Here is an 18,201-nt window from a genome sequence, read left to right as displayed (position 1 = left end):
ATAGATGCTTTACGTCTAAAAATTTTTCATATATTATTAATATTATTTATATATTTCCACTGATTTTTTACTTAGCATAAGTAACGACAAATAAAACAGAAATATTATTATGATACAAATTCATGATATTTCTGTTTTATAAGTTATAATTTATAAATATTTAATTATCTTTATATCCTTACTTTGGTAATAAAAATAATATAAGTTGAGTAACAAAAAGAACATATAGTTATAGCCTAAAAGACTATAACTATATGTTCTTCATTTACATGTATAATTTATATTTATTTTGCAGTGTATCCAGCCTTGATTAAAGTTTCAACAGCTAAATCACCTTTAGCATCATTTACAAGAACTATTGGCCCTGTACAACCCATACCACTTTCAGCATAGATTCCATTTTTCCATAGTTCAGATACTGCATCTTCTAAATCCATTATATCAACACCAGCTATTTGACGAGTAACAACCTCTTTATCTGGCATTTTAACTTCTACTTTTTCAGTTTTAGCTTCTTTTTTAGTAAGAGAAGCTATAATATCATCAAATTTTGCACTTTTAACTTTTGCAAATTCACTTCTTGCAATATTATTGATTTCTCCCTTTACAACATCATAAGCATATTTTAATGCATTGGCTACTACTGGAGAACCTGATGCTCTCGATACTATAAGTACTCTTCTATCATAGTCTTCTCCAACTCCAGGGCCATACCCAAAGCCTTGAGCTTCATAGTCTCCACCTGTAGTATATGAAGAAAATACTTTCATAAATATATTTCCAGATAATGTATCAGTAACCATAACATCAGGTGCACCTACAAGTAAATCATTACCTCTCATAACACATCCACCATCTGCTCTAATTGAATCCGCAAATTCTATATCATATCCATTATCTTTTAACTCTTTTAAACTTTTTTCAACTTGTCTAGCTCCATCAACATTAAGTATTCCAACTTTTGGGCATTTATTTCCCATTGATTTGGCTGTAGCAATACCATAAATAGCATTTCTTACCATTGCTTCTATTCTATTAGTAGCACTTGTTCCTGTTGTTGTTGCAAGTATCATTTCTTTTCCTTTTGCTGGAGTTATTACTCTACCTACTGTAGATACTCCTATTGGAAAATTATAATGCATAGTAACACAAGCATCTATATATCCTGAGTCTAATAATTCTTCCATTTTTCCATGCATTTCTTTTTCATCATTAACTTCAACTACTTCAAGGTCAGTTTCCACTTTTGGTCCAATAAGTACTATATCAAATAAATTAGATTTTGCTAAGTGTGCACCATTAACCATGTTCTCTACACCATGTTCACTTCCAAGTGTAGTCACACCAATTCTTATTTTTTTGCCAAATTCTCCGCTTTCTATTGCATTAGCTACTTCTAAGAATACATCTGCGATTACTTTTTTTGACATATCCTCACCCCTATTCTTCTAACATATCTAATGCTAGTTTTTTCATAGATTCAGCTATTATCTTCTTAATTTCATCTTTAGATATTCCTGAAGTCTCTTCAGTAACACCTGTATTTCTTTCAGCTATAAAAGATACTCCATCAAATAAATTAGTCATTCTTCCTAAGAATAAACTACCTTTTCCAACTATCATAGCTCTATTTCTATCTCCTGTAGTTAAATCATCTATTAAAAATCCTATATAAGGAGCTCCTGATGGTATATGTCCTTGAGTTGGTGCCCATCCTGGTAATCCTTTATTAGCTACAAAATCTTTTAATTCTTTCTTCTCTAAGTCTCCACGTTTAACAGCAAGTGCACCTATCATTTTGTAGTTTGCTTCTGGAACATCTCCTGCTCCTGCTGGCTTAGTTATATCTGGATTTTGCATTTCAACTGAATATACATCAACATCTGTTATTTTTAAATTAGCTCTATCAAGACCTGAAGTTATAAGTGCTGTCATAACTGCTTGAGGTGAAGAACCAGTTCCCACTGTATGCTTACCTGTTAAGTCAGTTCTTATAACTGGGTTTACACCATCATTTTCAGATACAAGTACTGCAAATCCTCCAACAACATCTTCAAGTACAGGAAGACCTTTTTTAACGTGGTCTTTAGCATTCATTCCAAGTTTAGCACTTGCTCCACCTGCTACTACCATTACATTTTTGTGTATTCCAGATTTTACTAAAGCTGCAGCTTGAATTAATGCATGTGTTGGTGCTGCACAAAATCCTCTTGTATCAGAACCAGTTGCGTTTTGAAGTCCAGCTATTTCAGCTATTGATTTAGCAAAGTTTCCTCCACCTCTTTGGTTTATATCTCCACAAGCTTCTTCTGAACACTCAATAACATAATCTATTTCAGCAGGGTCTATTTTGCTATGTCTTAGCATTTGAATAGCAGATAAAACTCCAGATGCTTTTACTACTAAATTTTCAAACATTGTATGGGCATTTAAGTTAACATCTACATCATGTGCTCTTTTTACATAGCCAACGAATTTTCCATCATGGTATAATCCTTCTGCTATGTGTGTTGCTACTAATTCCTTACCTTCTTCTATATCATCACCCTTTAATTTCCCTACAAATGGTGCAATTTCAGGGTAGTTATTTTCGATTTTTGTTTTTACTTCATCAATAAATTCTTGTGACAACTTTACTAAGTCAAATGCATCACTTATTTGCATTAAAGCTATAAACTCATCTTGAGGCATTATTTCACCAAATTTACCATTTCTAGTTCCCTCAACTTTTTGTTCACACCATGGCATTGGTAAATCTCTTAATTCTTCTGGTCTTCTGTTTCCTATGTAAACTTGATTTGGCATGTAGTTAACTACATCCTCGTAACTTCTTATATGATTACCTACTTCTTGTAAAAATTCTGAATCTGGATTTGTTGCTCTTTCAACTGTACAAGTACTTCCATTTTGCACTATCATATCTGGAGTATGAATAAGTACATAGCCTGCCCCTTTTAAAACTGGATAAGTCATTTTGTGCACCTCCATAAATTTTATGAACACCTAATTTTAATTTCATTAAAGACTTCAATTATTACATTTTTATTTTATTGTATATTTAATTTTATTCTTTTTTTATGTATTTTGGTATTTTTTAAGATTTCATGAATGAATAACTCACATTTACCCATTCATGAAATCTATATTATTTTTTTTGTGTATAGTTATTTTTTATTTTTAGTGTGTGTTTATATTTTTATCTATATAATATATATGTGTGTTATTTTTATTTTTCAAATACTGTTTGACCATCTACTTCTGTAGTTAAAGCGTTTAATGCTTTTTCTACAAGGCCTCTTCTTAGGGCTTTTTCTTCTGTAGGGTCAAGTGCTGGATTTCCAAGTGGATGAGGTATTGCTATAGTTGGAACTATTCTGTTAGCCCCTACTGTTAACGAAATAGGTACTACTGTACACATGTGAACTACTGGAAGTCCAGTTTTTTCTATTTCTTTTACCATCGTTGCACCGCAACGAGTACAAGTACCTCATGTAGAAGTTAAGATTACTGCATCTACACCATCAGCTACCAATGCTGCTCCAATTTCAGAAGCATATTTTTTAGAGTTTGCAACAGATGTACCATTACCTACAGTTGTATAGAAAGTTTCATGTAATTTTCCTATTACACCTTCTTTTTCTAAATCTCTAAGAACATCAACAGGTAATACTCTATCTGCATCTAAGTTTGCATATACTGGGTCATATCCACCATGTGCAGTTTCATAAGTTTCTTCTGTTAAATCCATAACTCCTGCTATAGAATAAGTTCCATATTTAGAAGCTGAAGAAGATTCTATTCTATCTGGATTTCCTTTAGGAACTATACCACCAGAAGTAACTAAAGCTATTTTGCATTTTGATAGGTCTTTTACAGGATTACTTGGGTCAACTCTATCAAAGTTTGGCATTGGATATTCAGTTTCAAATGGCTCACCTTTTATTTTCTTAACTAACATGTCAACAGCTCTCTTAGAACCTCTGTCTTCATGGAAGTAGTTAACTCTTATTCCTCTAGCTATGTATCCTTCTTCTTTAGGAGTTCCAATTTCTTCTTCTTTAGCAAGTTTTATTGCAAGTTTAGCTATCTTAGGAAGTGCTTTTCTCATACCTGCTGCAGAATCAGAAGTTTCTACTACATAAACATCCTTTTTGAACATATCTGCACCTGGATTTTCAATGTACATACCTGTTAAAGCTGGTATATTTAAAGCCTCTTTTACAACTTTAGTTATTGTTCCAGCAGCAACTCCGTATCTACCAGCGTTAAATGCAGGCCCAGCTATGAAAAGTTGTGGTTCAAAACCTTTTATCATTGCTAAAACTTCTTCACTTGCACTATCTATATTTTCATTGAAATAACTGTCTCCGCACACTACTGTACCAACTATTTCAATATCTTCACCTAATAATTTATCAAGTTGTAAACTTATTGGAGGTAAAGTTTCTGCCACATGTGGCTTAGTATCAGCTTTTTCTTCTCCACCTATACCAGCAAAGAACTGATTAATATAATGTACTGCTCTTAGTTTTCCCATCTCTTAGTTTCACCCCTTTTGCTTTTAGGCATTAAAATTTGCAAAATTCTTCTCTTATACCAGACATTTCTTCTGCTATTTCTTCAACTTCTAAAACCATTTCCATCATACTTATTTGATCTTCATATACAGTGTCATCAAATAATTCTTTCATTTGCTCCTCTACAACATGGTAAACACTTAATCCTAAGGCAACTCCAGCAAGTGGTCCAGCGAAAGTTGGATCCCCCGCAGTTACTGTTTCGGCTGCAAGACCTGCAGCTTCGGCTTCAGCAGCACCTAGTAAAATCACAACATTTTCAGCTCCGAATTTATCAGCAGCTTCTTTAACTCTGTTTTGATTTTCTAAGTCCATAGCCCCAGCAGCTGTTCAGACAAAGCATTCTGTAGATGAGAAAACAACCTCTGCTCCTTCTACTGTTTTTACACATTCTTCTATTGCAGGTCCTGGTATACCATCACGGTCACCTATTATAAGAACCTTTTTATTACTAAGTAAACTCATAATAATCCTCCTTATTATATTTCTAATTATTTATATATCTATAACATTCATTATGTTTTGATAAATTTATTTACAATCTTTTTAATTGATATTACTCAATCATAATATTACTAAATCGTTTAATGAAATAACTCTTAATATCCTTTAGCAGTTAAATGACCAAATCCTGTTTCATTAGTTGCACCTGTTATAGCTTGTATTTCAACTTCAATAGTTCCATCAGCTTTTAAACTTCCATCAGAACCACCAGCTATTACATCTACTACTTCTAAATGGCCAATTACCTTATCTAACTTAGGAAGTACTACAACTTGGTTAGCATTTCCACCTGTTACAACAGCATCTGCTCTTACATCTGCATCTGCAAGTGATTGAGAACCTCCATCACGTCCAGCATATTCATCTGTAACTATAACTGTTTTCACACCTTGCATTTCTATTTTTTTGCAGTTCATTATAAGGTCAGTATCTGGATTTCCAAAACCTTCTTGTGAAACTATAACTGCATCTAATCCTAAGTATTTACATAGCTTAGAAGTCCAGTTTGAAGATCTTTCTTTATCTGCTAGGTAAACATTTTCATTAGTTATAATTACGCCTACAAAATTTATATCTTTACCATGTCTTGCATATAAGTCTTCAACAACTCCATTGTTTATATGAACATAACTTGGGTTTTTGTCACATGCAGAAACACAGTTACCACTTACAATTGCTCCGTCCATTAATTCTGTTGGATATAATAATGTTGGCACTATTTGTTTTGCATCTACACCATATACATAAGTGTCATGTAATAATCCTTGAGTTTGAAGCATGTAAACATATCCTACTTTTGGAAGTTCTGGATACTCTTTTATTGACTCAAGAAGAGGTTTAGTTTCATATACTGAAACTTCATCTGGAGTAAGATTTCTTGCTGCTTCTCCTAAATACATTGCTGCTTTGAATCCTATCATTCTAACAGCTTTCTCATGAGCATATTGTTTTAAACCATCAATAGGTTCAGCTACTACTACTACATTATTTAATTTAGAAAATGGAGTGTATTTAGCTCCTTCTCCAGTCATATCTACTATACCTTCTTGAAAACCTACTATCTTTCCAGTAGTTACAACAGCTACACCTTTTAAAGCATGAGTTTTTCCTTCTCCTACAGTGTCAACCTTTGATATGATACCTGGGAATATTCCCCCATTACCTTCAACTTTTACTCTTGGCTCAATAACATCTTTTACAGGTGTTATTCTTATGCTTTCACCCGGACGAGCTAATTCTATATCTATAGACTTAATATGCTCATCTCCACCAATTTCTTGTAGCATCTCTTGCTTATTGATGAATAATACTCCATCTTTCACTTCTGTTACATCACCAAATTGAATATCTTTTATAAAGATTTTTCCTAATTCAAGACGCATACTTGCACCTCCTGTTATTTAATTTTGTATATATGCATTTGAGTTTTTCTCAAAGTTATATCAATATTTTCTAACTTATTTTAAAGATGTTTCCATATTATGTTTTTATGTCTTGATATTTGTTTTATTACTAAAAATTCTTTATCGTAAAAAAAATATTTTATCTAAAATTATTTTTTTAACAAACTTAGACATAAAAACCTTTTTATTTTACTTCTAGACTCAAATAGATTTTTTCTTTGTTTTTGTTAATATTATATCAATATATTAAAGATATTTTTTAATCATGTCTTCTATATTAGTAATTGTAGCATCATCCTTAGTAACTTCGTCTACTTTTTCTCCATCTTTGTATATAGCCATAGTTGGAAGTCCTAATACTTTTTGTTTTATCGCTAATCTTCTAGCTTTTGTTGTATCCATTTTACAGAACTTTATTTTATCCCCATAAGTTTCAGCTAATTTATGAACATCTGGCATTAAAGCTTTACAAGGTTCACAACCTTCACTCCAGAAATCAACAAATACAAAACCTTCTGCATTTAAAACTTCTTCATCAAAAGTACTTTTATCTAAATCTAACATTTTCATGTTCCCCCTTGAAATTTTTATTTTATTTTAATATTTTAAATATTATTCATTGACTTTACCTTACAGCTTTTTAGTTTTCAAACTTTTCATCAATATATTTTTCAGCTACTATAGATGCAATTGCTCCATCGTTAGTTGCAGTTACAACCTGTCTTAGAGTCTTAGATCTACAATCACCTGCTGCAAATACACCTGGTATATTAGTTCTCATGTCTTCATCAGTTATTATATAACCTTTTTCATCCATATCAACTTTGCCTTTGAATAAATCAGTTTGAGCATCTAATCCAACGAAAACAAATACTCCCATTGTTCCATCTTCTTCATCTGCAAAGTACTCATGAGTTTCCCCAGTAACTTTGTTTTTAAATACAACTGATTCTAATATTCCATCACCTTTTATTTCTTCTATTACTGTATCTAGTAAAAACTCTATCTTTGGATTAGCCTTTGCTTTTTCTTCAACACTTTTAGCACATCTAAATCCTTGTCTTCTATGTACAATCGTTACTTTTCTAGCAAATTTAGTTAAATACATTGCTTCCTCTAATGCACTGTCTCCTCCACCTACAACAAATACTTCAAAGTCTTCAAAGAAGTCTGCATCACAAGTTGCACAATATGAAACCCCTTTACCAGTAAGTTCTTTTTCTCCTGGACAACCAATTTTTCTTGGTGTTGCTCCTGTTCCTATTATTACTGCTTTTGCTCTATATTCTGCCTTTTGTCCTTTTAAAACTTTTATATCTCCATCTAGTTCAGTATCTACAATATTGTCTCTTAACATTTCTGCTCCGAACTCTTTACATTGCTCAACCATTCTAGCTATTAGACTTGGTCCTGTTGCATTTGGAACTGACCCTGGATAATTTGCAATTTCATGTGTTATTACAATTTGCCCACCAGTCTTATCTTTTTCTAGGATTAGAGTTTTCAACTTTGCTCTTGCTCCATAAAGACCTGCTGCAAGCCCTGCTGGTCCTGAACCAATTATTACTAAGTCATACACATTTTCCATTTTGACTTATCCTCCCCAATTAAATTTCTTAATTTTTATTTAATATTAAATCAGATTTAATATTTAGGCTATTTTAACAACTTTTTAACAAATTCATTTATTCATACTGCATTCTTTGTATTGTATTATAAAATATGTCATAATCGATTACTCTAAAGTCATCTTGAACGCTTTCTGTCCATGCTGGAGTCTTTTTATTATTCTGAAATTTACTTGCAGTGATGATTGCTTCTTCAATTAAGGTTAAAGAGTTTATATCCAAACGATTTCCTTGTTTTAGTATAATTGTTCTATAAGGTGTTTCATTTGGTTTTACACTCCCATATAGTGGATGAGATAAAAGTTCATATCCTTCGTGTATCAAGTCTCTACTTGTTTCTAAGATTCCAATATAAGTTGTATCTTTAAATAAAACTTCTCTGTCTTGAACTTCTTCTTTTACTTTTGGATTATTTGTAATTATTATCATCTTTTTACTCTCTTTCAAACTTTTATTTATTACTCGATAAATAAAAAACAGGAAAAACAAATCTCCCAATTTGTCTTCCCTGTTAAAATCATTTTCAGAGACCCGTCCAAGCACAGTCATCTTTACCTGAGAATTTCATTTAATCTTCTGGGTATGTAAGATTAAATTTGTCCCTTCGGTCGCTTTTTTATAAAGCAGTCTCCCATACTCTTCGCCCGGATTATTATATTTTCAGAAAATTGAAAAGTTAGCAATTTATCTTTTATTTCTATAAATAGCTTTTTTCTATCTCTGTTGACTTAAGTATATAAACATTCTATAAAATTTGCAATAGTTTTTTTATATGTATTTTGTATACATTTTTACTTTTTTTTCCAAATGTTGATATTACATATTTCCTGTATTTTCTTTTTTTTTTAAGTACAAATCTTTTTTGGTTTATTATTTCATATTGATTAAAAATATAACCATTTTTGTAAGAAAGATATTTTTTTTAAATTTTTGCTCTTACAGAATAAATTTCTCATAATTTTTTACAAATTGATGTCATTTATTTCATCAAACCATGATTTTACATCGTCTATAACAGATTTTATACAGTCATTATTAAATGGAGAATATAGATTTCCTATACTTACAATATCTAAAAATGACTTTGTTCCACCTACTTTACAGATGTTTATATAATCATTCCATCCAGATTCTTTGTCTTTAATCATTTTTTTCCAGAATTGTAATGCACAAATTTGAGCTAATGCGTAGTCTATATAGTAAAAAGGATTTTTAAATATGTGACCTTGTTTAAACCACCAGCAACCTCGTTCTAAAAAAGAATTATCATCATACTTTCTATGTGGTAAGTATTTTTTTTCTAAAAATCTCCATATTTCTTTTCTTTTTGATTTGTCGATATTAGGATTTTTATAAATATAATGCTGAAATTCATCAACAACTACTCCATATGGTATAAACTTAATTGCAGATGATAAATGAGTAAACTTGTACTTATCTGTATCTTCCTTAAAAAATAACTCCATCCATGGCCATGTTATAAATTCCATACTCATTGAATGAATTTCGCAACTATCCAGTGTAGGAAAATTAATCTCTGGCATTTCAATCCATCTAGACATATACAATTGAAATGCATGACCTGCCTCATGCGTCAATACATCTATATCATCAGATGTTTGATTAAAGTTAGAAAAAATAAATGGTGACTTATAATCCGGTACATAAGTACAGTATCCACCAGCCCCTTTTCCTTTCTTTGTTTCTAAATCCATAAGTTCATTTTTCAACATAAAATCAAAAAATTCATCAGTTTCTTTAGATAATTCAGCATACATTCTTTTTCCATTTTCAATTATGTATTCTGAATTACCCTTTAAAGTTGCATTTCCTGTTAAAAATTCTAAGTCTTCATCTATGTAACTCAAAGATTCTAGACCTATTCTTTTAGCTTGCTTTTCATAAAGTTCATCAGCCAGTGGCACAATATATTTTAGTACTTGTTTTCTAAAATTTTCAATCCTATCTTCTCTGTAATTACTTCTCATCATTCTAATATATCCAAGCTCTACAAAGTTTTTAAAACCTAGTTTTTTTGCTATTTTATCTCTCAGTTTAACTAATTTATCAAATATATCATCAAATTTAGATTCATTTTCTTCAAAGAAATTATAATATACCTTATTTGCTAATTTTCTTGTTTTTCTAGACCTAGAACACATAAACATTCCCATTCCAGATAAGTTTCTTTCTTCTCCTTCAAACATTATCTGTGCAGATGCTAAAAGTTTAGTATACTCTGAACACAATTTATTTTCTTCTTGTAATTCCTTTATTATCTCTTTGGAAAAACTTTTTAAAGAGTAATCCACTATTGTAAAAAATTGTTCTCCAAATTCTTTTTTCAAATTAGATTTAAATTTTGAATTTGCTATAGCATTATAAAAATATGTATTTAATTCTTCATATAAAGGCATGTATTCATCCCAATAATTTTTTTCCTCTTGATAGAGTTTATCAAGAGTGTTTATACTGTATCTTATAGATGATATGTTTGACAACGTTTCTATTTTATTTCTCAACAAATTAATTTTATGTATATTTTCTTGTTGTTCATCATAACAACAAGAATTATCTATTTCTTCTACACACTTTAAAAACTCTTTTTTTATACTATTATAATTTGGTCTTTCATACTTAAACTCTGAAAACTTCATTTAAAACTCTCCTTTATAAATTTGTTCTTTATATTTATAAATATAGTTTTATATGTATTACATGCTATTATTTACATGTATTACATACTACTATGACTTTATAACTCATTATTTTGAATAACATTTACATTGTAATCATGTTGAATAATAACATATGATTATTGTAATTACAATATTTTATAGAATAAAACTAATTACTGTACAAACTTTAATAAAGTTTGTATATAAAACTATTAACCTTTATAATAGAAGCTTATATCTATATTAAAATGCAAACGATACCATTTTTTATAGATAACATTTATATACTCATAAAAGATACAATATTACATGAATATGTTATATAAATAATAAATTTATCAAAAAATTAATACTATTAAACTTTCTAAATTGCTTATCTCTTGGTATAATAATATACACATTAAATTTTCTACTGAAATTTTGTTCAACACTAGCTGTGTCAACGTTTTCATTAGGAAATTGAGGATATAATTTACTGGAGGTTGATATGTACAGATTAATCGCACTAGATATTGATGGAACAATATTAAATACAAAAAGAAAAGTTACTCCTGAAGTATTTGAATCTATTCAAGAAGCAAAGAAGGCTGGAGCTAAAGTAGTTATAACAACAGGTAGACCCCTTCCTGGTGTCAAAGGACTTTTAAATCAGTTAAATCTAACAGATGAAGGTGATTATGTTATATGCTTCAATGGAGCTATGATTCAAGAGGTTAAAAGTGAAAAAATAATACATGATGTAGAGATGACTTTAGACGACTTTGATTTTATATACAACAATGTTTGTAAAAAATATAATACCAAAATACACATAAATACAATGACAAATTTAGTTACGCCAAACGAAACTCCTGGTAAGTACACACTTCATGAAGCTAAATTGAATGATATAGAAGTTAAATATATACACAAAGATAAAATTGATAAATCTATTAAAATCTGTAAGGTTATGATAGTTGATGAACCAGAAAGATTAGAAGAAATTATAAAACAACTTCCTAAGAATTTATTCAATAGATATACTATAGTAAGGTCTGCCCCTTTTTATTTAGAATTTTTAGGTAAAACTACTAATAAGGGTACCGCACTTCAAACATTATGTAATAATCTAAATATACCTATAGAAAATGCTATTGCTGTTGGTGATGAAGAAAATGACCAACATATGATAAAATATGCAGGACTTGGTGTGGCTATGGGAAATGCACGTAGTAGCATAAAAGAAATTGCTGATTATGTTACTGATACCAACAATGAAAATGGAGTTGCAAAGGTTATAAACAAATATATACTTAATAAAGCTATCTAAATACCTAAAAAAACTAAAAATATCCCTTTAGATTTAAATCCATCTTGTATATATGTCAAATACTAATAATGTATATTACTGATATTATATAGTGTTTTTGTCTAAAGGATATTTTTAGTTTTTGATAGATGTATTCTTATACTAATACTTTTTGTTCAAGTTTAAATATTTTATATGACTCTACTATTGCTTCATTAATATCCAAACAATATATATTTTCATCATCTGATAATCCTGCTTCTTTTGTCCACGCATCAAAATCATTCTTCGTCCAGAAGAAATTCATTACATTTCAGCAACTTGCTGCCCAATTTGAATGCTTATCAAGGTTTATATGAAGCACTCTTAAATCTGGATTGTTTACATATTCAATTTTTTCATCTTTTATAAATATCTCTATTTCTTTACCTGTGGCACTACAAATAGAATTTATTCTCACATCTCGATTAAATGTACAAGAAGTTCCTATTGCATCTATAGCACACATTGCACTAAAGCTTCGATTATCACTTAATATAACTTTATGATTAGTAGGTAATGCTGATACTGGATATATAAAATTTATACTATCTCCATCAACAACCATTATATTTTTATCAATAAAATGTTTTAGTGTAGTTTCTAGATATTCTTTTTCTAAATTTAAATTTTCACTTATATGTTCAATTACTTCTTTAAGTGTAACACTAGAACATTTATCTATTATCATATCCATAATATATATTCTTATTTTTCGTTGTGTATCATCTAAACTATTGTATTTTTCTATTTGACTCATTTCTACTCCTCTTTAAACATCATAACATTTTGACAAAATGTCAGTTAATTTATTCTTATATTCTTCATATTCTTGACTCCCTCTAGCCCTAGGTCTTGGAATATCTATATTTATATCGTCAAGAATCCTTCCCTTATCCCTTGACATTACTATAACTCTATCACTCATATATACAGCTTCATCAACATCATGAGTTACCATTAATGCAGTTATTTTCTTTTTTGTCCATATTCTTTCAAGTTCTTCTTGTAAGTTTTGTCTCATTTGAAAATCAACTGCTCCTAGTGGTTCATCCATTAATAATACTTCAGGATTACATGCTAAAGCTCTTATCATAGCAACTCTTTGTTTCATTCCTCCAGACAATTGATGAGGAAACAGCTTTTCTTTCCCTTTTAAATCAGACATAACCAAAAGCTCTTCCAACATTTCTTCTCTCTTTTCTTTTGGTATTTTCTGTTGTTTCATAGGAAATAGAACATTGCCTCTTATAGTCTTCCACGGAAATAGAGCGTAGTTTTGAAATATAAAAGCTCTATCTATACCTGGTTTTTTAACTTTTTTATCATTTATAAAAACATCTCCACTCTCTGCCTTTTGAAATCCACCTATTATAGTAAGTAAAGTTGTTTTTCCACATCCTGATGGTCCTAAAAGACAAACAAATTGACCATTTTCTATATCTATACTTATATCTTCCAAAACCTTTGTATGTACTTTGCTATTTACAAATGTTTTATTTATATCTCTAACACTTAATTTCATTAATCTGCAAACCTCCATCTACAAAGGATTTTATTTATAAATTTTAGTACTCTATCTATTATAAATCCTATTAAAGCTGCAAATATCATAAGCCCAATTAATACATCTGTATGCATCAATGTCTGAGCTTGTACCATGGAGTAACCGAGACCGGCACTCGTAGCTATGAACTCAGCTCAGATAACAGACATCCATCCTGTACTTATAGCAATTCTTGAACCAGTCAATATATCTGGAAGAGATGCTGGTACTATTACATTTGCAAATATTACAATTGGTGATGCTCCCATACTTCTAGCTGCATTATAATAATCCTTTGATATTGCTCTTACACCTTGAATAGTATTTAAAATTATGGGAAAAACACCTGAAAAAGCTATTAAAAATATTGTTGGACCATCTCCTATACCAAACCATACTATTGTAAGAGGAACCCATGCCATTATAGGAACTTGTCTTACAGAATCTACTACTGGAGATAAAAGCTTTTCAAAAGTCTTAGAAAATCCCATAATAAATCCTATTGGAAGTCCAAACAATAATGCATACATAAATCCTTTAAGCACTCTTTGCAATGTTATAAACAGATTAGTCACTGTCTCTGCATCTGTCACACAGTAAAAGAAACCTTTTATTACATCTACTGGCATTGGGAGTAATAAAGAACTCCCTATATCTTTTGCTGCAAAATGCCAGGCTAAAAATATAATAACTAAGAGTATTATTTTATATAAAATGTCCATACTACTTTTAGATTTTTTCTTAGCTATTCTATCTCCTCTATCTTTAGAAATTTTAATTTCCAACTTCTTATTTCCTCCATATCTATATTTCTTATATTCTTATACTCTTTTAATGATTTCTTAAATATAGCTTCATGCTTTAAATCATCAACACTTTTATTGTATAGTTTTATAAAATCACTATACGACTTGCTTTTCTTAAACTCCTTATTCACAACTAATACATATGTATCATAGTCACCTAATTCAGCTGTAGATTTTTTTTCGCCTTCTAACCCAATTGCTTTTATGCAATCTATTACAACACCATCTACTAAATTACTTTCTAGTCCATATGCTAGTGCTGTCCCTAATAATGGAGAAACTTTTATATTTTCATAGTATTTTTTTACTAATTCAGATTGATAATTTCTATTTTGAATTATTCCTATTTTTTGAGGATTGTTCTTCTTTAATAAAAATATATCTGAATTTTGAACTACTGTACCAACAATTTCAAACTCACTCGTTGCATTTACATACTGCTTTGCTGCATCTTTACATATGATTGCTATATCTATTTCCTCTGAACTCAGAGCCCATTGCATTGTACTTGCTCAGCAATCATTAATTGTAAAAGTCTCCATTACATCGCTTACTTTTATGTTTTCAAAGTAATCTTTATTTATCATATAATTTATTACAAAACCAGAGGTATCATCAGATACCCCTATTCTTAATTTTCCTTTTATTTCTTCTTTATCTTCAAAATTAAAAAATATTATAAATATACTTCCTAAAATAATGATAAAAAGTATTATTATATTTTTTATTCTCTCCATTTACTTATAATACCTTTGCCTTCCAATCTTCATAACTCATGCCTTCTGGAAACTCTGGATTAACTTTTTCTTTTATAAACTTATCGAAATCGTCTGCCCCACAAGAATCTAATAAACTTGTATCAATTGTATCTTCATATTTAGGTATATCATCTAATGCCTTTAAATCTTTATACATTTGTAAATTGTTTTTATATTCTTCTCCTGTAACTTTCCAAGTAAGCGTTCTACCTTCTCCAACTGTCTTTTTATAAATAGTTCTAAGTGCAACTTCTTCTTCTACATTATAATATTTTGCAAATATTTTAGCTGCTTCTGCTGGATTTGTATATATATATTCTATTGCTTTAGTATGAGCTAAAACCAATTGTTTTGCTAAATCTGGATGCTCTTTTATAAAGTTTTTATTCAATGAGAATGAGCAACAGTTATATTCTTTATCATTAGCTTTTTCTTTATATTGAGTTGATGCTATTATTTTTCCTACTCCATCATTTTCAGCTACAGAACCCCAAGGGTCACAAGATGTAAATGCTTGTATCTTTCCAGTTTTAAGAGCTAAATATTTATCTTTATCTGAATCCATATTTACAACTTCATATTTTGATGAATCAGTTGGTAATCCTGTTTCTGGTCCATAATCACTTGTCCATAAGAAATCACTCATATCTGTTGCAATTTTTTTACCCACTAAATCCTTAGGCTCTTTTATATCATTTGAAACTATTAGATATTCAGACCCACCTGTGTGATTATTTGCTGCTATTGTTATTGGTGAACCTTTAGGTATGGCTCCTACTAGCCCCTTTGTTCCTATATAACCAGCATCCATCTTACCTGCTGCCATGGCTTCAGGAACTTTACCATTCCCAACAGTTTTTACATTAAGACCTAAATCTTTATATATTCCTGCTGCTTCTGCTACTGGTCCAGCTGTCATATGGTCACAATTATAATACCCTACTGTTATCGCATAATCATCATTTCCAGCTTTTTTCCCCTCTTCTTTCGGTTTACTGCTACATCCAGTTAGTATAGATGCTCCCATTACACTAACTAAGATTAATGCTTGAATCTTTTTAGATACTTTCATTTCAATTTCCCACCTTATTATGTATTATTTTTATTTTTAGCAACACTTGTCCATATCTTCTCCAAATAAATCAACAAGTTTTTTACCCTCTACTCTGTAAATAGCGTATCCTACATTGCCATTTTTAGAACCTGACACTATTACTTCTATTGGTGGCTTCTCATCAATATTTTTAAAAGTTATAGTTTGATTCTCTATAGGTGCTGGTATTGGTTTTGTTATATAATGACCATCTTTATCAGAAACTACCACTACCATTTCATTTGAATTATTACCTTTTTTATATATAACTACTAAATCTTTTTTTCCATCATTGTTTAAGTCTTCTTCAGCACAAGTTATTATATCTTCCTTATAATTTTTCTTGAAATATTTTAATGTTTCTTGATTTACATTTGGAATAGAGTCATTTTGTTTAAGGTTATCATCAACTACCCTTGATAAAACTATTAATGCAATCACTACACATGATATTATAAGTACCTTTTTAAGCATGATTTCCTATGACCTCTTTCATCTTTGGTATTACTGCTTTAAGTGCAAATAAAATAATTAAAATAGTACATATATATTCAAAACTATCTGGTATATTTAACATTAGTTTATTTGCTAATTGTATTGAAGAATTTGTTGTCTCTAAATTCACAGTATTGTTGTTTGCCAAAAGTAAATTTGTTATATAACCTATTATTATTGAACAGAGTGTTAGCGTAACTGAATATATAACAACAGTTCTTTTTCCAATAAGTTTACACATGCTTATAAGTTCTGGTAAGTTTGTCGCTGCCCCAGCTATCAAAAATGTTATGGCTATCCCAGGAGATGCTCCACTTGCAACAAGAGCTGCTATAAATGGAATATGTCCTACAGCACATACATACATAACACATGCAAGTATTGAGATACTTCCAAGAGATAGTAAACCTGGATTTCCTAAATATTTTTGAATTATACTATTTGGAAAAATTGTTGTTATAAATCCGGCAAAAAGCATCCCCATTATTACATATTTACTAATAGTAAGTGCTAACTCTCCAAAAGACCATTTAAGCCCATCAATCATATTTTCTATAAAACTTCTCTTTTCTTCTTCTAATTCTATAGCTTCTTCATCTGAGCCCTTTTGCAGAAATAATTCTTCTTTTCCAAAAGTATTCCCCAAAACTCCTACTAAAAATGGTACTAAAAATCCAGATATAAGATAAATGATTGTGATTTTAGGTCCCAAAAGGCCTAAGCAAAGAACTACAGCTATTGGATTTATTATTGGAGTTGATGTCATAAAGGCAAGTACTGGCCCTAAGTATGCTCCCGAATAATACATACTTATCCCCAATGGTATTACACCACAACTGCAAATTGGTAAAAACATCCCTGAAATAGTGCTTTTAATCAAAGAAGAAAAATTCTTATTTCCAAGTTGTTTTTGAAACCTTTTTGGCGTTAAAACATTGTGAAGAACTCCTGCCAATACAAAACTTATCATAAGCCATCCCGATGCTCCATTTAGTGTAACTATAGAAGCTACTATAGTGTTTTTCACTCCACTTAAAACAATTTCTAATATATTCATTTTTACTGCTCCTAATTTTTAAACTTTTAACTATTATTTATAGCTTCTACTATTGCTTTTTCGATGGTATCTTTATTTAATCTATCGTACTTCTTTTTTTGGTTTATTATCAATGTTCCTTTTGTTATGATTCCATACTTCTTGACATATGAGAAATCCTTACCTGCTTGGTAAAGTTTTACGTCTAATTTATCAGTATACTTCTCAGATATTTTTTTTATAAACACTCCATGCTCATCACAAGATGGTCAAGTATTTATGAATTCAACTAAAATTTTAGCCATTTGTCCATCCCCTACTCTAAACAATTTATCTTTTACTTAAAATAA

The 18,201-nt window shown here is 30.1% G+C and carries 18 protein-coding genes and 1 riboswitch; of the genes, 1 reads left to right on the top strand and 17 read right to left on the bottom strand.

The features are described from left to right. Positions 1-284: 284 nt before the first annotated feature. The 9 genes from grdD to KGF45_RS08255 form a co-directional block, all read right to left on the bottom strand. Positions 285-1,430 (bottom strand): glycine/sarcosine/betaine reductase complex component C subunit alpha, encoded by a 1,146-nt coding sequence (grdD, locus tag KGF45_RS08295; protein ID WP_227842186.1) that lies wholly within the window; start codon positions 1,428-1,430, stop codon positions 285-287. 10 nt (positions 1,431-1,440) lie between these two features. Continuing rightward, positions 1,441-2,973 carry a glycine/sarcosine/betaine reductase complex component C subunit beta gene (gene grdC / locus KGF45_RS08290; protein ID WP_227842184.1) on the bottom strand — a complete coding sequence of 511 codons (1,533 nt, stop codon included), beginning with the start codon at positions 2,971-2,973 and terminating at the stop codon, positions 1,441-1,443. Positions 2,974-3,226: 253 nt separating this feature from the next. Further along, the gene (gene grdB / locus KGF45_RS08285) at positions 3,227-4,537 is read right to left on the bottom strand and encodes a glycine reductase complex selenoprotein B (protein WP_227829255.1); all 1,311 of its coding nucleotides are present in this window, start codon (positions 4,535-4,537) and stop codon (positions 3,227-3,229) included. Between the two features lie 31 nt (positions 4,538-4,568). Then, complete coding sequence (gene grdA, locus KGF45_RS08280) at positions 4,569-5,042, bottom strand: glycine/sarcosine/betaine reductase complex selenoprotein A (protein ID WP_227829256.1); 474 nt, start codon at positions 5,040-5,042, stop codon at positions 4,569-4,571. Between the two features lie 134 nt (positions 5,043-5,176). Further along, positions 5,177-6,463, bottom strand: a complete 1,287-nt coding sequence (locus KGF45_RS08275) for a glycine/sarcosine/betaine reductase component B subunit (RefSeq protein ID WP_227829257.1) — start codon at positions 6,461-6,463, stop codon at positions 5,177-5,179. 267 nt (positions 6,464-6,730) lie between these two features. Beyond that, the gene (gene trxA / locus KGF45_RS08270; RefSeq protein ID WP_227432681.1) at positions 6,731-7,048 is read right to left on the bottom strand and encodes a thioredoxin TrxA; all 318 of its coding nucleotides are present in this window, start codon (positions 7,046-7,048) and stop codon (positions 6,731-6,733) included. A 76-nt stretch (positions 7,049-7,124) separates the two neighbouring features. Further along, complete coding sequence (trxB, locus tag KGF45_RS08265; RefSeq protein ID WP_227432680.1) at positions 7,125-8,072, bottom strand: thioredoxin-disulfide reductase; 948 nt, start codon at positions 8,070-8,072, stop codon at positions 7,125-7,127. Positions 8,073-8,169: 97 nt separating this feature from the next. Then, on the bottom strand, positions 8,170-8,541 hold the full coding sequence (locus tag KGF45_RS08260) for a GrdX family protein (protein WP_227829258.1): 372 nt from the start codon (positions 8,539-8,541) through the stop codon (positions 8,170-8,172). A 103-nt stretch (positions 8,542-8,644) separates the two neighbouring features. Then, a riboswitch (glycine riboswitch) is annotated at positions 8,645-8,756 on the bottom strand. 318 nt (positions 8,757-9,074) lie between these two features. Next, positions 9,075-10,769 (bottom strand): M3 family oligoendopeptidase, encoded by a 1,695-nt coding sequence (locus KGF45_RS08255; RefSeq protein ID WP_227842182.1) that lies wholly within the window; start codon positions 10,767-10,769, stop codon positions 9,075-9,077. A 508-nt stretch (positions 10,770-11,277) separates the two neighbouring features. On the opposite strand from KGF45_RS08255, the gene yidA reads away from it, so the two are divergent. Beyond that, positions 11,278-12,099, top strand: a complete 822-nt coding sequence (gene yidA / locus KGF45_RS08250; RefSeq protein WP_227829260.1) for a sugar-phosphatase — start codon at positions 11,278-11,280, stop codon at positions 12,097-12,099. A 136-nt stretch (positions 12,100-12,235) separates the two neighbouring features. On the opposite strand, the gene saoL is transcribed toward yidA, so the two are convergent. The 8 genes from saoL to saoT are packed head-to-tail and all read right to left on the bottom strand — an operon-like array spanning position 12,236 to position 18,156. Continuing rightward, positions 12,236-12,877: a MerB-like organometallic lyase SaoL gene (gene saoL, locus KGF45_RS08240; RefSeq protein WP_255287726.1), complete on the bottom strand. Its 642-nt coding sequence runs from the start codon at positions 12,875-12,877 to the stop codon at positions 12,236-12,238. Between the two features lie 12 nt (positions 12,878-12,889). Further along, on the bottom strand, positions 12,890-13,642 hold the full coding sequence (saoA, locus tag KGF45_RS08235) for an ABC transporter ATP-binding protein SaoA (RefSeq protein WP_227829263.1): 753 nt from the start codon (positions 13,640-13,642) through the stop codon (positions 12,890-12,892). Further along, positions 13,642-14,448 (bottom strand): ABC transporter permease subunit SaoP, encoded by an 807-nt coding sequence (gene saoP / locus KGF45_RS08225; RefSeq protein WP_255611287.1) that lies wholly within the window; start codon positions 14,446-14,448, stop codon positions 13,642-13,644. Before saoP ends, saoA begins: the two co-directional genes overlap by 1 nt. After that, the gene (gene saoB, locus KGF45_RS08220; RefSeq protein ID WP_255287728.1) at positions 14,409-15,206 is read right to left on the bottom strand and encodes an ABC transporter substrate-binding (seleno)protein SaoB; all 798 of its coding nucleotides are present in this window, start codon (positions 15,204-15,206) and stop codon (positions 14,409-14,411) included. The genes saoP and saoB overlap by 40 nt, the downstream gene beginning before the upstream one ends. A 4-nt stretch (positions 15,207-15,210) precedes the next feature. Continuing rightward, the gene (saoX, locus tag KGF45_RS08210) at positions 15,211-16,299 is read right to left on the bottom strand and encodes an ABC transporter substrate-binding subunit SaoX (RefSeq protein ID WP_227829267.1); all 1,089 of its coding nucleotides are present in this window, start codon (positions 16,297-16,299) and stop codon (positions 15,211-15,213) included. Positions 16,300-16,335: 36 nt separating this feature from the next. Beyond that, complete coding sequence (gene saoC / locus KGF45_RS08205; RefSeq protein WP_227829268.1) at positions 16,336-16,794, bottom strand: Cys-Cys-COOH (seleno)protein SaoC; 459 nt, start codon at positions 16,792-16,794, stop codon at positions 16,336-16,338. Continuing rightward, a complete protein-coding gene (gene saoE, locus KGF45_RS08200; RefSeq protein WP_227829269.1) occupies positions 16,787-17,872 on the bottom strand; it encodes an efflux transporter SaoE in 1,086 nt (361 codons plus the stop codon). The genes saoC and saoE overlap by 8 nt, the downstream gene beginning before the upstream one ends. A 26-nt stretch (positions 17,873-17,898) precedes the next feature. Next, the gene (gene saoT, locus KGF45_RS08195; RefSeq protein WP_255287729.1) at positions 17,899-18,156 is read right to left on the bottom strand and encodes a thioredoxin-like (seleno)protein SaoT; all 258 of its coding nucleotides are present in this window, start codon (positions 18,154-18,156) and stop codon (positions 17,899-17,901) included. Between the last annotated feature and the right edge of the window lie 45 nt (positions 18,157-18,201).

Origin of the sequence: Clostridioides sp. ZZV14-6154 (assembly GCF_020657785.1) — a bacterium.
GTDB lineage: Bacteria > Bacillota > Clostridia > Peptostreptococcales > Peptostreptococcaceae > Clostridioides.
The sequence above is the reverse complement of the archived record's forward strand: the minus strand, read 5'-3'. Positions and strand labels throughout refer to the sequence as shown.

Bases quoted from the DNA above. Each gene is read 5' to 3' on its own strand.
- yidA (WP_227829260.1), top strand. From the start codon at position 11,278: ATGTACAGATTAATCGCACTAGATATTGATGGAACAATATTAAATACA.
- trxB (WP_227432680.1), bottom strand. From the start codon at position 8,072: ATGGAAAATGTGTATGACTTAGTAATAATTGGTTCAGGACCAGCAGGG.
- KGF45_RS08275 (WP_227829257.1), bottom strand. From the start codon at position 6,463: ATGCGTCTTGAATTAGGAAAAATCTTTATAAAAGATATTCAATTTGGT.
- grdD (WP_227842186.1), bottom strand. From the start codon at position 1,430: ATGTCAAAAAAAGTAATCGCAGATGTATTCTTAGAAGTAGCTAATGCA.
- KGF45_RS08260 (WP_227829258.1), bottom strand. From the start codon at position 8,541: ATGATAATAATTACAAATAATCCAAAAGTAAAAGAAGAAGTTCAAGAC.
- saoA (WP_227829263.1), bottom strand. From the start codon at position 13,642: ATGAAATTAAGTGTTAGAGATATAAATAAAACATTTGTAAATAGCAAA.
- saoC (WP_227829268.1), bottom strand. From the start codon at position 16,794: ATGCTTAAAAAGGTACTTATAATATCATGTGTAGTGATTGCATTAATA.
- saoX (WP_227829267.1), bottom strand. From the start codon at position 16,299: ATGAAAGTATCTAAAAAGATTCAAGCATTAATCTTAGTTAGTGTAATG.
- trxA (WP_227432681.1), bottom strand. From the start codon at position 7,048: ATGTTAGATTTAGATAAAAGTACTTTTGATGAAGAAGTTTTAAATGCA.
- KGF45_RS08255 (WP_227842182.1), bottom strand. From the start codon at position 10,769: ATGAAGTTTTCAGAGTTTAAGTATGAAAGACCAAATTATAATAGTATA.
- saoE (WP_227829269.1), bottom strand. From the start codon at position 17,872: ATGAATATATTAGAAATTGTTTTAAGTGGAGTGAAAAACACTATAGTA.
- grdC (WP_227842184.1), bottom strand. From the start codon at position 2,973: ATGACTTATCCAGTTTTAAAAGGGGCAGGCTATGTACTTATTCATACT.